A 13,215-nucleotide genomic window follows, 5' to 3' on the forward strand; every position below is an offset into this window, starting at 1 on the left:
CCATACGATTTGCGTATAAGCTCCAGCTCGAAGTTCGATCTGATCATTTACACGGCGAGCGTACGCCGCCTAGTATCGCAATGCCGAAACGAAAGACTTATGCGGGAGTATTACTATGAAAACGACAACCAAGGCTCTTTTTGTTGCTGCCGTGCTGGCCTGCGGTGCAACCGTCGGGAATGCCAAGGACAAAAACATTCTGCCGAAAGACAATGCGGAGTTCGTAAACTATGGCGAAGAATCCGGCTGGAACATCTTTGTGGACAAGAGCCGGAACACCTGCCTGATAGAACGGGTCGATGAGAATACCAACGTCGTGCAAATGGGTCTGACCCCGGACAAAGAGTTCGGCTACATGGGGGTCTTCACCAAGGCGGACATGGAGTTTAAGGATGACAAGGTCGAGCTACTCATGGACAACAAGTTGTACTACGGAGATACAACAGCGGCGCCGCCCAATCTGGCAGATGGTTACAAGGGCGGTTATCTTCTAGCCAACAACCCTGACTTCGTAACAGACGTTATGGAACGCGAGTCTATGATTGTAATGCCAGAGAGTAATTTTGCTTTCGAAGTAAGCCTTGCTGGAACAAAGAAGGCAATAGAAGCGGCGCGTGAGTGCAATGCCTCTCTAACCAACTAATTTGACTCAAAATCTCAAGGTCGCTCACGTTGTGGGCGGCCATTTTTTTGGCGATATGACCCCTAAACAATATAAACAACGGTACTCAGCCTACAGCCTTGTATGAGCTTCCCCAACTGAATTGGTCCACTGCTATATTTAGGAAACGGAGGACCAAGAATGGCAAGCAAGAGACCGAAACCTGAAGCGTTGTCCGCCCAAGCACTCAAGATTACGTGTGCGCTCTGGTGGAAATCTGATGCTCGAGAACTTCGGTCCTTGCTGATGCTGACTGACAAACATCTTTGAAACTGCGAAGCGGTGTGGCAACGTTTGGCTATCCTGCGAAACTGTGTGCTACTTTGCAGACTTCCATCATCAATCTCATTAGGAGAAGACATGCTAATCAAACTTCTAGCGTCCGCATTTTTCTTGATTTTGCCCGCGCTCAGTTTCGCTCAAACAGCTGAGCGCAGCGTGACCATCGAAGCCGATGCGACAGTTAAGTCGGTTGATCCGGACACTCGGCTTATCGTGCTGCAAAACTCAGAGACGGGCGAAGAAGAGACCATTGTTGCGGGACCGGAAGTCGTAAACTTCGACCAAATTGAAGAAGGCGACACAGTCAAAGCGGTTTACACACTGGGGGTAGCTGCAAGCATGGCCTTCCCCGGTGAGGTTGACAGTATGGTTGAATTGGAAGCCCAGGCTGCAGAGGGATCAACACCGGGCGTGGCTGCCGGAACGATGGTTACGTTAATTCTGACTTTTGTTTCCTTCGACGCCGCGAGCTCAATCGCCACTGTGACAGACAGCAGCGGCACGGAACAAATGATCGAGGTTGAAACAGAAGTTGGTCGTGAGTTTGTTGAACAGCTTAGCCCGGGAGACAGAGTAGCTCTGAGCTTCACGGAAGGTCTCGCCGTGGGAATTGTCGAAGAATAGGTGTCCGCGGCGCAGCTTCTTCAGGTGTACGTTTTGTTTCTTATGCCGCCACCAATGGAACAACTCGTCCCACCGCTTCCGGTGCCCCAAAGCTCTTAGCATTGTTGGTCCAAACTGGGCCTCGAAAGGCGGAGGAAACCCGCCTTCCAAAAAGGGATAAGGCAGAGGTCATACAATGGTCTCTGCCATCGTATCGATCCGGCACGCGATGGATCACAATAGGCCGCTTTGGGCTCGATGCGGACATTCAGTTAATAACGCCCAATGTCTGCAATGCGGACAAAGCTGTCGTTAGCTGCATTGCAGCACGTTTGGTTTGAGTGAACGACTGCTTGAGCGTGCTCAATCTTGGTCTTGGTTAGCGGATCGAGAGTCTCAAGCGGGTCTCAGTTCAGACTTTGAAACTTCCAACCAATGCGACGCTTTAGTTATTTGAAGCCGATAGTAAGCGTCAACTCGTCCTCTTCAGAAGTTTAGGGCGAGCTCAGCCGTTCATTGAGGAACCGCTATGATTAACCAAATCTGAGCTCGAAAAAGGCGGGAAATACTATTTCAAGTAAGCCCTAAACTGAACACAGTTAATTTCAGAGCGCTGCCTTGACGGGCGCAATTCCATTGATGATGGTTATTTTATGAGCGCTTTGAGAACACTTTTGCTTTCAAATCTGTGCACCCTGGTGTCTTCTGGGTTGCTATATGCGGAAATTGGGATCGTAAAGTCCTTTGCGGGTTGTGCAGGGCGATTCTCGGCTGAAATGGAACACGCGTGGCTTTTGAACGATCCAAAAGCTCAGGACTATGAACTGCGGCGCGGCGGATTTATCTCATTGCTGGAAGCGACTACGACAGCGGACAACGCAGAATTTGTCCTAAGCCACAGGGTGAATTCCAAACACGCGCATGCACGTTTGCTGCAAACCGCGACCTTTGCTTCGGATGAGGTGAAAGCAAGTGCGGCGCGCCGTGCCGCCAAGCAGTATTTGGATCAGTGTAATCTGTTGATCCTGGGCGGTGTATAAGAGTCGCTTCGCTGCGTTGCCGCATTTTTAAGCGAGACATGCTGCGCTGCCGCAAAATCAGGCAATACCCTCAATCTGTCCAGTAACTCGGGTCATGAGACTCTGAGTGTTGTGGAGAACTATCCTAGCAATATGGAGTGCCGCAAGACGGCTTGGAACATGTGCGAAGGTGCCCGGCCTAGGAACCTGAAGACGCCCTCGCACACCGCAATTATGCGTAGTGGGTATATGGGACGTTTAAGCGCCCCGAACAACCCTGCTGCGCGTCGCATAAAAGGAAATGCTGATGCACACCAAACTTCTCACCACAACCGCCGCAGTCCTGTTGGCCAGTTCATTGCCTGCACTGGCCGATTGCCCGATCAAGATTGGCGTCCTTCATTCGTTGTCTGGCACCATGGCCATTTCGGAAACGACGCTGAAAGACACAATGGAAATGCTAGTCGAACAGCAAAACGAAGCCGGTGGTCTTTTGGGGTGCGAGCTTGAAGCCGTCGTTGTAGACCCGGCCTCGGACTGGCCACTGTTTGCCGAAAAGGCGCGTGAGTTGCTGACAGTGCATGAAGTTGACGTGATCTTTGGCAACTGGACTTCTGTTTCCCGCAAATCCGTCCTGCCGGTAATCGAAGAATTGAATGGACTGCTGTTCTATCCGGTTCAGTACGAGGGCGAAGAAAGCTCGAAAAACGTATTCTACACAGGTGCCGCGCCGAACCAGCAGGCGATCCCAGCCACGGATTACTTCTTGGATGAGCTGGAAGTTGAAAAATTCGCGCTGCTGGGAACCGACTACGTCTATCCGCGAACCACGAACAACATCCTCGAAAGCTATCTGAAGCAAAAGGGCATCGCGGAAGAGGACATTTTCGTTAACTACACGCCGTTCGGTCATTCGGACTGGTCCAAGATTGTGGCCGACGTGGTCGCGCTTGGCGCAGACGGCAAGAAAGTCGGAGTGATTTCGACCATCAATGGCGATGCGAACGTCGGTTTCTACAAGGAACTTGCTGCCGCCGGTATCTCGGCTGACGACATTCCGGTTGTCGCCTTCTCGGTCGGTGAGGAAGAGTTGGCCGGTCTGGATACCACCAACCTCGTCGGTCACCTGGCGGCCTGGAACTATTTCCAGTCGGCCGAAAGCGATGCGAACGAGGCATGGGTCGAAGCGTGGAAAGCCCGCATGGGTGAAGACCGTGTGACCAACGACCCGATGGAGGCCCACTACATCGGCTTCAATATGTGGGTGAACGCGGCGACTGCTGCCGACACCACCGATGTCGACGCCGTTCGGACCGCCATGTACGGTCAGGAATTCCCGAACCTGACAGGCGGCACCGCTGTGATGTTGCCCAACCACCATCTGGCCAAGCCGGTTCTGATCGGTGAAATCCAGGAAGACGGTCAGTTCGACATCATCAGCCAGACAGAAGAAGTTCCGGGCGACGCCTGGACCGACTATTTGCCTGAATCCGCCATTCTCGTGTCGGATTGGAAACAGCTGGGTTGCGGTATGTACAACACCGAAACTGAGAGCTGCGTACAGATCAAGTCCAACTACTAAGAACCTGAATTCCTCGGGGCGCACGAGTTGTGCCCCGAGGCTCAAAACAAAGGTCTTCCTAAATGACGCTTCCGTTCAGGCGGGCAGTGCTTGCCCTGCTGGTCCTTGTGGCCCCTACCCTTTTGCAAGCGCAATCCGCAGACGCCCCGGTTCAGCAGATATTGCGGTCCCACGCGGAGGTGATCCAGAAATCCTCTCGCAAGACGATTGGCCCCGCGATTGACGCGTTGGCGCAAAGTGGACTGCCGGAAGCGCAGACCGTTCTGGAGCGTTGGCAGGCCAAGGACATGTGGTTCAACAAAGAAACCGGTCTTTTTGTCTTTGCCTCAACGGCTGACGGTGGGTTGCAGATTTTTGATGTATCTGACGGTGTCGAGATCGGAGTTGTCGATAAGAAGGAATACAAACAACTCAAACCCAATTCTGGTATTCGCGGGTTGATCGCGTCTGCCCTGGTACAGTTTCAGCTGAACGACCCCAATCCCAGGACACGCGACGCTGCTTTGACAGCGATTGAGCGAGACGCCGAGGCGTCGCACCTGTCTGCCCTGCGGGGTTCCATCGAAGCTGAACAAGACGCCGACCTCAAGGCGCGCAAAGACCGGTTGGAACGCTTGCTCACCATTCGCTTTGATGAGGATGAGGCTGCGAGGCTTGCTGCAATCGACAGCTTTGCCGGCGATCTGGGTGTAGATGTCAGGGCAACGCTCAATCCTTTGGTTTCATCCGAAATCAAGGTCGCAGATCAAATCCCGGACGGTGCGGTTGGCATTGAGGTCGGATCAGACGAGTTGACGCAGGACCAGGCCTATAAACTTCTTGTCGCAAATGGGTTGGCCCCGGAACCGGTGGATGCCGCAGCGGTAAAGCAAACCCTGATCGCCAACATAAACGGCGATACCGTTGCGGGTGTACAAGTGGCGAGCCTTGACGAGGACGCCGCCCGAGAGGCCGCGTATCAGGTGTTGGCCCAGCAAGGTCTTGCGACCCCGCTGGTGACACAGGAAGATATTGCCGAAACTGTTCAAAAGCATAAGTTTTTCAAGGTTTACGTCTCAGCCCCCCTGCCCATCGCTCTTGCTGCGCAGGCGGCTTTGGACAACATCGAAACGCAGGTTGCTTTGAACCAGACAGCGGATCTGGTGTTGGACGCGCTGTCTCTGGCCTCGATCTATTTCCTTGCGGCGATCGGTCTTGCGATCACCTTCGGGGTCATGGGCGTGATCAATATGGCGCATGGTGAGTTTATCATGATGGGCGCCTATACCGGCTATGTGGTGCAGTTGTTCATTCCTGACCTGACGCTTTCGATACTTGTGGCCATTCCCTGCGCGTTTCTCGTGACCTTCGGGGCCGGAGTTCTGCTGGAGCGGCTGGTCATTCGGTGGCTGTATCACCGCCCGCTAGAGACGTTGCTGGCAACCTTCGGCGTTTCCATTGCCTTGCAGCAACTGGCCAAGAATATATTCGGCACGCAGGCGCGTCCTCTGACGGCTCCGGCATGGTTGGATGGGTCGATGGTTCTGAACGACATCGTGTCGATCAGCTACATCCGCATCGCGATCTTCGTTCTGGCGCTGCTGTTTCTGTCGCTATTCCTTATCGTCATGAACCGAACTCGGCTGGGGCTTGAGGTGAGGGCCGTAACCCAGAACAACCGCATGGCATCCTCGATGGGGATCAACCCGGACCGGATCAACATGTTGACGTTCGGTCTGGGCTCGGGCATTGCTGGCATCGCCGGCGTGGCCATCGGGCTGTACGCCAAAGTCACGTCCGAGATGGGCTCTGACTACATCGTGCAAAGCTTTATGACGGTGGTCGTCGGCGGCGTTGGCAACATCTGGGGCACGCTGCTGGGCGCGACGATGGTTGGAACGCTGCAAAAGGGGATCGAGTGGTTCAACCCGTCCAATACGCTGGCGGCGCAGACCTACATGATCCTTTTCATCATCCTGTTCATTCAATTCCGACCGCGCGGCATCATCGCGCTCAAAGGTCGGGCGGCGGAAGCGTGATATGGTTGACATGACTTCTACAGTCGAACCGATACGCAAGCCACTGGTGCTGCGCTATCCCTCTGTCGCGATCTTTCTGATCTTCCTGTCCCTGTTTACTGCCATCATCACCGTTTTGGGCGAAGGGTTTGGCATCGGGCTGATTTCCACCAGCTTTATCAAAACTTTGGGCAAAACGCTGTGCCTGTGTCTTGCTGCACTGGCGATGGATCTGGTGTGGGGATACACAGGTATCCTGTCGCTGGGGCACATGGCGTTCTTTGGCATTGGCGGCTATGCCATCGGTATGTGGCTGATGTACGCCCGTACCGAGATTATCGTGGTCGACAGCCTCGCGGCCTCTGCCTTGCCGCCGACGGCCCAGGAAATCTCGGATGGCATTGCCACCCAGATTTTCGGCGTTGTCGGCGCATCCGAGTTCCCCCCGATCTGGGCTTTTGCACATTCCCTGCCGCTGCAACTGGCTGCCGTCGTGTTGGTGCCCGGTCTTCTGGCACTTATCTTTGGGTGGCTGGCGTTTCGCAGCCGGGTGACCGGGGTTTACCTGTCGATCCTGACGCAGGCGATGACACTGGCGCTGTCCCTGTACCTGTTCCAGAACGACAGCGGGTTGCGCGGGAACAACGGTTTGTCGGGGCTGCAGAACCTGCCAGGGCTGGACTCGGTGCCGCAATCAACGGTTTCGATCCTGTTCTTCTGGGCGTCCGCCTTGGCGCTAGGCCTTGGCTACCTTGTCTGCGCATGGGTGGTGTCTGGCAAATTAGGATCGGTTATTCGCGCCATCCGCGACGACCAAAGCCGCGTCCGGTTCCTTGGATACTCGGTCGAGGCCTACAAGCTTTTCATCTTTACCTTCACCGCCGTGATCTGTGGTATCGCGGGAGCTTTGTACTATCCACAGGCGGGCATCATTAACCCGGCCGAAATTGCGCCCATTGCGTCAATCTATCTGGCCGTTTGGGTGGCGATCGGCGGGCGCGGACGGCTGTACGGGGCGGTGATCGGTGCGGCCTTTGTCTCGTTGCTGTCGACATGGTTCACAGGCGGGCAGGCCCCCGACATCTCGCTGGGGTTCTACACGATCCAATGGGTCGATTGGTGGACCATCCTGCTTGGGTTCTCGTTTGTTGCGGTCACGCTTTTCGCGCCCCGCGGCATAGGGGGACTGATCGACAAGCTTACGGAACGCCGCGCACCGGACCGACATGGGGCCGACCTGGGACCGGACCTTGGATCGTTGCGCGAAAAGGAGGCGAATGAATGAGCACACTTCTCGAAGTTTCTGGCGTTTCAGTATCCTTTGACGGCTTCAAGGCGATCAACAACCTCACGTTCCAAATCGGCCCCGCCGAAATGCGCGCTGTCATCGGCCCGAACGGGGCGGGAAAGACGACGTTCATGGACATCATCACGGGCAAAACCAAGCCGGACGATGGTCATGTTCTGTGGGGCGAAAAATCTGTCTCATTACTGTCGATGAGCGAAAGTCAGATCGCGCAGGCCGGAGTGGGGCGAAAGTTCCAGAGACCAACTGTGTTCGAAGACCAAAGTGTCCGCGAAAACCTGATTCTTGCCCTGAAAAACAAACGCGGGCCGTTGGCCGTGCTGCGGTTCCGGGCGCGTCAGCAAGATCATGAGAAAGTCGCATCGCTGGCCGACGAAATCGGTCTGCAGAGCGCCTTGGACCGCAAAGCCGGTGAACTTAGCCACGGGCAAAAGCAATGGCTCGAGATCGGGATGCTGCTGGCCCAGGATCCGCAATTGCTGCTGGTGGATGAGCCTGCGGCAGGGATGACCCCGGCAGAGCGCGAACATACGACCGACATCCTTGTTGAAGCGGCCAAAACCCGAGCAGTGGTCGTCGTAGAACACGATATGGAGTTCGTCAGCCGCCTCAACTGCAAAGTAACCGTTCTGCATGAGGGGTCGGTTCTGGCCGAAGGATCGTTGGACCATGTCACCCAGAACGAAAGAGTAATCGAGGTTTATCTTGGCCGCTGACTTTCTGAACATCTCCGATCTGACCCTTCACTATGGAGGCAGCCAGATCTTGAACGGTGTCGACATCACCGCGCGTCAAGGTCAAGTGACCTGTGTCATGGGCACCAATGGCGTTGGAAAAACAAGCCTGTTGAAAGCTATATCCGGCGCGCATCCCCGCAGCGGTGGCGACTATGTCCTGAACGGCGAAATAATCGGCAATGTCACTTCCTTTGAACTCGCCAGAAAAGGAGTGGCTTACGTTCCGCAAGGGCGCGAGATTTTTCCGTTTTTAACGGTTCGCGAAAACCTCGAAACAGGCTTCGCCTGCCTGCCCCGCAGCGATCACGCGATCCCCGGCTATATTTTCGAGCTTTTTCCGATCTTAGAAGAGTTCCTTTCTCGGCGCGGGGGCGACTTATCTGGAGGTCAGCAGCAACAGCTTGCAATTGCGCGTGCATTGATCACGAAGCCAAAGATACTGCTTTTGGACGAGCCGACCGAAGGTATTCAACCGAACATTATCAAACAGATCGGGGAAGTCGTCGGCCTGCTACGCGATCAAGGCGAAATGGCCATAATTTTGGTCGAGCAGTTTTTTGAGTTTGCTTATTCGTTAGGCGATGAATTCTTGGTTCTCGAGCGAGGCACCCCTCTTCTATGCGGATCCAAATGCCAAATTGGCAAAGAACAACTATTGTCCGCGGTATCTGTTTAACGGCATTTTAGTGGTTCCCTTCTACTCTGTCATGCTTGACGCACCGCATTCAACACTTCCGGCTTATGCACATACCGTCTCTTAACTCACTTCAGGGAACAAGTAGGATTTCGAGATCATCGGCCGCAATCATCTCATCTACGGCTGCATTAATAAGATCGTCGTTCTCGACCTCGACAGCCTCTTGATCCGCCTCAGTTTCTTGCGCGCCGATGGGAAAAGCAATCGAAAATGCCGTGAACCAAAGGAATGACCAAATCGTCAACGTTCTCAGCTCCTGTTTCATTTGGCTCTCCCCTACTTCCTTAACGGTCGAAGAAAGCACGTACTGACGCAATAAATCCAGAATTATGCTGATGTTTGAATGTTTCCTTGTGACGTCGAACAAGAATCTCTGGGAATCCCGAAATAAGCGACATTGCTCAAGGCGAGTCACATATCTCTTCTGACTATAAAATCGCTTCTTTCATAGTTTCCCTGTAACGACCCGCTCAATATATCAGCAGCCTCCTGGCGACGCCACTCACTTACATCTCCAGGAGGCGACCAGAAAAGTCTGGCGAATGCGTAAGTAACAGAGGTAATTCAGTTTTACCACGCGTGCGGATACTTGATTCCAAAATGCAACAAATCAACTATTTTTACGCGCGCAAAGAAGAATAGTCTCGTTGGATTGAAGTTAACTTGCGTATTAAAACCCAACGGCGAGACACCAAAACGCAGCGAAATATCTGCTTGGGTGTTTGGTCACTAGTTTGAGCGCCGGTATCACGAGCTAGCGTTCACACCACACCGTTTGAATAAGTGTGCTTCTAGGCACGATCCAGATAGTCTGGGCAGTCCTGTATCCAAACTGTTGCCCGCGTCGTCAGTCATCCCAGACAAAGATCGCGCGGCCATCAACAACTAGAAAGTGTTTCGACGCGTTTTTACCGATTGACAATTTTGGGCTCTAGGCGGTCATCTGAGTGATTTTGTCAGATGACGGCTTAAGAACGATAGCGATCATTGTTCGTGGTCATTCCGAGAATTTTCGCCTGAAGGTCTGCATTTTACGACAGCGGCCGTTCGCGGCATTTTGAACGAACTGCCGATTTATATCTACAATTGATGGGTATGATGAACGTTAAAATGGGGAAGACCCACGTAGCTTCATTCGTCGACATTTGAGCGCGAGCCGCGTCCAGGACTGGACCCTTCACTACCATTGCCGTGTCCATTATTAGCCGTGCTTCCACGACCGCGGTTTTCACTCTCTGCACTGTCCGCTCCGTCGGAGCTGTCCCCACCACCAGAACTGTCACTGCCACCGGAGTTGCTCCCGCCACCAGAACTGCCACTGCCGTCGGAACTGTCCCCGCTGCCAGAGCTTTCGCTGCCGGAGCTGTCACGGCCACCGGACTGAACACCATCACTGAAATCAGCAAATTGGGAAGAATCCTGCTCACGGTCAGAATCGATTGCTCCGAGAGGTGGATCGGAAAAATTGCCGTCTTCAAACGGCATCCTAACTTCCCGTCGGCCGTTCTCAAAATAGAATGCAACTTCCAAGTCTGGGCAAGCATCGCCAAGTTGAAGAAGTGTTTCTCCGCCGCCGTCGTGAAGTTTTACTTGCCGCGCGACCACATGCGAAATCGCGTCGAACTGACATTCCTTGTCTGGATTTGCCAATGTGTCGTCAATCTGTGAGTCTCGCGTAATCGTTGTTTCAGAAGGCGTCGCACATGCAGAAAGCAAGCCTGTAGAGGCGACAAGAGATAGGGTCAAAGCCCGAAAACGAAAAACCATTTACCATACTCCAAAATGTCCCCCCACCTTGGCACTAACAAAGCCGAAATATCCGCCAAAACACAAAGCGGCACCGACTTTTCAAAGGGTCGCTTTGCCATTGAGAAATTTCAATAAAATTTTGAATTTGTTCGGTCAAAAGTGACAATTTTCAATTTTGAGGTCTTTTGCGTAAAGAAATTCTACTGTCTGTCTTCGAAGGAGTAACAAAGAAGGCGTTGTACTTAGATTGCGCGCGGCCTGGAAATTGCCTGCAATCTCCTAAGTTTTAGTTCAAAAATTCCGAGCGAGGTCGTTTAGAGTGAAGTTTGATTTCCTAGACGCATCATCCCGAAAGGGTTGCCAACGTAGCTTTTGACAAATGAAAAACAAAAAAAGCGGTGCACAACTGTAATTGGGGCAGTCTACTGGAAACGACCAGTGACTGCTGGGCAGGCAAAGCTTCCGTTTGTTGCGGCGGGGAGCTCCAGAATCAATTGAATGATTGATCAGCTGACCAAGTTGATGAATAGAGCTACCTTTCGCTGCTGGGCCTAACGGCACGGACCCTCATTTTCCAGCCGAGGGCAAAAGCCTTCTTCTACAATAGGATCGATACATAACTTGCGGCGGACGCTCTATTTAGAAAAAAGGCCAAAAGAAGAAAATATAGCAATACGGGAAAAGCAATTATAGCCTTCCTTATCATATATTTTAGGTCGCTATTCTTGTTTGGGCTAAAATTTTCGACCTTGGCGTCACTTAAAGGTGGAAATAGATCTCTTTTGCTTTGCTTAATCATAGTCAACTCGTGAAAAACTGACTAATCTGTTTCAAACCTCACATTAACCGAAGATTAACGCTCAAATTATTTCAGTTTTGGCGGTTTTTTTGACCGCTTTTGGAGACAAAAGCTCCAAGCTAATTACTATTGTCAACAGTATTAATACTTCCCCAGTGATTCTTTTGGGAGTAACGGCTAAGCTGTTAATGTTAAATTAAAAATATCCACTCCGAAATGTCGGATAGTTGCCACATTCTGGCCCCGTTTTGGCAACACTCTTAAGTGTGGCATTTGCACGTCACCGCTAATCTGTATTTCGCTAAGTAAAAAGGATTTCTTACGTGTTGAACTTCCTTAAAGTGAGCGTCTCCGCACTCGTACTGTCTGCATTTGTAGTTGCACCGATCGTGACGGTTTCTGCCGCTGATTACGCATACGCCAAAAATGGTAACGGCAAGGGTGGAGGTAACGGCGGTGGAAAAGGGGATAACGGAGGTGAAAAGGGCGGCAACAGCGGTGAAAAAGGTGCCAAAAGGGGATGGGGTTCTGACAAATCGCTGAACGGGACAAACTCGAAGTCTGCCAGCAAAAGTCGTAAGTCAAAGAGCGGCAGTCGTTTAGGTCGAGCTATGAAGAAAGACTTTCAGGCTTTAGGCCGCAACCTAAAGCAAAACGGTATCAAAGGTCTATTCAACGGGAACAAGGCGCGGACGACCACAACACAAGCAAAAAAAACGAGTGTTAAGCAGTCCCTCAGCCCACCAAGCAGAAAAACAAAACTCCTTGATGATGGCACGCTTGACCCTCGCAACCTTGGCAAACTGAATGGTGCGATTAACTCCAGTATAAATGCAAAACTCGCGCATATCGCGAACGGACAGTATGCGAAAGGTACAGGGCCGGTAAGCCTGGCTGCAGGTCTTGCAGTAGCCGACGCGAACTTCAATCATGTCATGGGTGAAGACTACGACTTGAGCCCAGAAGAAGTGAAGGAAATTGCTGCGGCGTATGACTATTTGGACACGGCTCCAATGACGCTGGAGGAAGCTGAACAGGTTCTTGCCGATGAGGCGGCCACCCCCGGTACGATTGCGCCTGAAGATCTTGAGACCGCACAAGCGGTGAAAGATGCGCACGACGTAACAACAGATGAGGACGGAAATAAGATAGGGCAGCCGACCGACGATCAGTTGGCGGCTGCGGAGGCGGTGCATGACGCGGAAGCCAGCCTGTTGGGGCACTACAAAGGCGACTTTTCTGACGACACAATCATCGCGGAGGAACAGCAAGACCGCGTCCTTGGCGCCGTCCGCGCCTCCAATCCCGATGAAGAATCGGTAAAAGCCACACTAGGTACTTCGGACGACGGAAGCATTTATGCCGACGGCCAGGAGGACGATGATGCTGATGGAGAAGCGGAGGGAGCAGATCAAACCCCAGATGAAGAGCCGGAAGACGAATTTGCAAGCAACGGATAAATGTAATGTAAGAGGCCTCAGAGCGAGGATTTAGATGCCTTTTTTGATATTGTCAGCCTCCAGTTGGATTGAACCCGATTTATGCATTAGGTGGCAATATCGCTACTAAGAGGACAACCTAAAACACAACTTCTGCGAAACAACCATGTCCGCTTCCGGCTCGAAGCGGACAGTCGGCAAATTTGGTGGAGCGTCTGCTTCGCGGGACAAAACCGCCATCCGAGAAGATCGAACGCTCAACCCTTTGCGCAGTCCCCGGAATACACCACCTTGTCAAACTCATTTGATCCCCATTCAAGAACGGAATTTCGTTTTGATAGCTT

General features: G+C 52.6%; 11 protein-coding genes. 9 read left to right on the forward strand and 2 right to left on the reverse strand.

Annotated features, from left to right (window positions below):
* Window positions 1-115 precede the first annotated feature (115 nt).
* The 8 genes from GS632_RS03075 (at window position 116) to urtE (ending at window position 8,863) form a co-directional block, all read left to right on the forward strand.
* Window positions 116-643, forward strand: a complete 528-nt coding sequence (locus GS632_RS03075) for a hypothetical protein (protein ID WP_171238398.1) — start codon at window positions 116-118, stop codon at window positions 641-643.
* A 378-nt stretch (window positions 644-1,021) separates the two neighbouring features.
* Window positions 1,022-1,567 carry a hypothetical protein gene (locus GS632_RS03080; RefSeq protein WP_171721406.1) on the forward strand — a complete coding sequence of 182 codons (546 nt, stop codon included), beginning with the start codon at window positions 1,022-1,024 and terminating at the stop codon, window positions 1,565-1,567.
* 632 nt (window positions 1,568-2,199) lie between these two features.
* The gene (locus tag GS632_RS03085; RefSeq protein WP_171239128.1) at window positions 2,200-2,586 is read left to right on the forward strand and encodes a hypothetical protein; all 387 of its coding nucleotides are present in this window, start codon (window positions 2,200-2,202) and stop codon (window positions 2,584-2,586) included.
* Between the two features lie 286 nt (window positions 2,587-2,872).
* Window positions 2,873-4,147, forward strand: a complete 1,275-nt coding sequence (gene urtA, locus GS632_RS03090; protein ID WP_171175039.1) for an urea ABC transporter substrate-binding protein — start codon at window positions 2,873-2,875, stop codon at window positions 4,145-4,147.
* A gap of 62 nt (window positions 4,148-4,209) precedes the next feature.
* A complete protein-coding gene (gene urtB / locus GS632_RS03095) occupies window positions 4,210-6,165 on the forward strand; it encodes an urea ABC transporter permease subunit UrtB (RefSeq protein WP_171239127.1) in 1,956 nt (651 codons plus the stop codon).
* A 10-nt stretch (window positions 6,166-6,175) separates the two neighbouring features.
* Window positions 6,176-7,429 (forward strand): urea ABC transporter permease subunit UrtC, encoded by a 1,254-nt coding sequence (gene urtC / locus GS632_RS03100; RefSeq protein ID WP_371809942.1) that lies wholly within the window; start codon window positions 6,176-6,178, stop codon window positions 7,427-7,429.
* Window positions 7,426-8,166 carry an urea ABC transporter ATP-binding protein UrtD gene (gene urtD / locus GS632_RS03105; protein ID WP_171175043.1) on the forward strand — a complete coding sequence of 247 codons (741 nt, stop codon included), beginning with the start codon at window positions 7,426-7,428 and terminating at the stop codon, window positions 8,164-8,166. Before urtC ends, urtD begins: the two co-directional genes overlap by 4 nt.
* Complete coding sequence (gene urtE / locus GS632_RS03110) at window positions 8,156-8,863, forward strand: urea ABC transporter ATP-binding subunit UrtE (RefSeq protein ID WP_171175045.1); 708 nt, start codon at window positions 8,156-8,158, stop codon at window positions 8,861-8,863. The genes urtD and urtE overlap by 11 nt, the downstream gene beginning before the upstream one ends.
* Window positions 8,864-8,954: 91 nt before the next feature.
* Here urtE and GS632_RS03115 read toward each other — a convergent pair whose 3' ends face one another.
* Together GS632_RS03115 and GS632_RS03120 are read right to left on the reverse strand one after the other, a co-directional pair.
* Window positions 8,955-9,149 carry a hypothetical protein gene (locus GS632_RS03115; protein WP_171236974.1) on the reverse strand — a complete coding sequence of 65 codons (195 nt, stop codon included), beginning with the start codon at window positions 9,147-9,149 and terminating at the stop codon, window positions 8,955-8,957.
* An 866-nt stretch (window positions 9,150-10,015) separates the two neighbouring features.
* Window positions 10,016-10,651 (reverse strand): hypothetical protein, encoded by a 636-nt coding sequence (locus tag GS632_RS03120; RefSeq protein ID WP_171236973.1) that lies wholly within the window; start codon window positions 10,649-10,651, stop codon window positions 10,016-10,018.
* 1,104 nt (window positions 10,652-11,755) lie between these two features.
* Between GS632_RS03120 and GS632_RS03125 the strand changes: the two genes are divergently transcribed.
* The gene (locus GS632_RS03125) at window positions 11,756-12,892 is read left to right on the forward strand and encodes a hypothetical protein (RefSeq protein WP_171721405.1); all 1,137 of its coding nucleotides are present in this window, start codon (window positions 11,756-11,758) and stop codon (window positions 12,890-12,892) included.
* The last annotated feature ends 323 nt before the right edge of the window (window positions 12,893-13,215 follow it).

The organism is Ruegeria sp. HKCCD7296, from assembly GCF_013110775.1.
Taxonomy (GTDB): domain Bacteria; phylum Pseudomonadota; class Alphaproteobacteria; order Rhodobacterales; family Rhodobacteraceae; genus Ruegeria.

Excerpts from the sequence above, each read along its gene's own strand:
- GS632_RS03075 (WP_171238398.1), top strand. The coding sequence starts at position 116 with ATGAAAACGACAACCAAGGCTCTTTTTGTTGCTGCCGTGCTGGCCTGC.
- GS632_RS03080 (WP_171721406.1), top strand. The coding sequence starts at position 1,022 with ATGCTAATCAAACTTCTAGCGTCCGCATTTTTCTTGATTTTGCCCGCG.
- GS632_RS03085 (WP_171239128.1), top strand. The coding sequence starts at position 2,200 with ATGAGCGCTTTGAGAACACTTTTGCTTTCAAATCTGTGCACCCTGGTG.
- urtA (WP_171175039.1), top strand. The coding sequence starts at position 2,873 with ATGCACACCAAACTTCTCACCACAACCGCCGCAGTCCTGTTGGCCAGT.
- urtB (WP_171239127.1), top strand. The coding sequence starts at position 4,210 with ATGACGCTTCCGTTCAGGCGGGCAGTGCTTGCCCTGCTGGTCCTTGTG.
- urtC (WP_371809942.1), top strand. The coding sequence starts at position 6,176 with ATGACTTCTACAGTCGAACCGATACGCAAGCCACTGGTGCTGCGCTAT.
- urtD (WP_171175043.1), top strand. The coding sequence starts at position 7,426 with ATGAGCACACTTCTCGAAGTTTCTGGCGTTTCAGTATCCTTTGACGGC.
- GS632_RS03115 (WP_171236974.1), bottom strand. The coding sequence starts at position 9,149 with ATGAAACAGGAGCTGAGAACGTTGACGATTTGGTCATTCCTTTGGTTC.
- GS632_RS03120 (WP_171236973.1), bottom strand. The coding sequence starts at position 10,651 with ATGGTTTTTCGTTTTCGGGCTTTGACCCTATCTCTTGTCGCCTCTACA.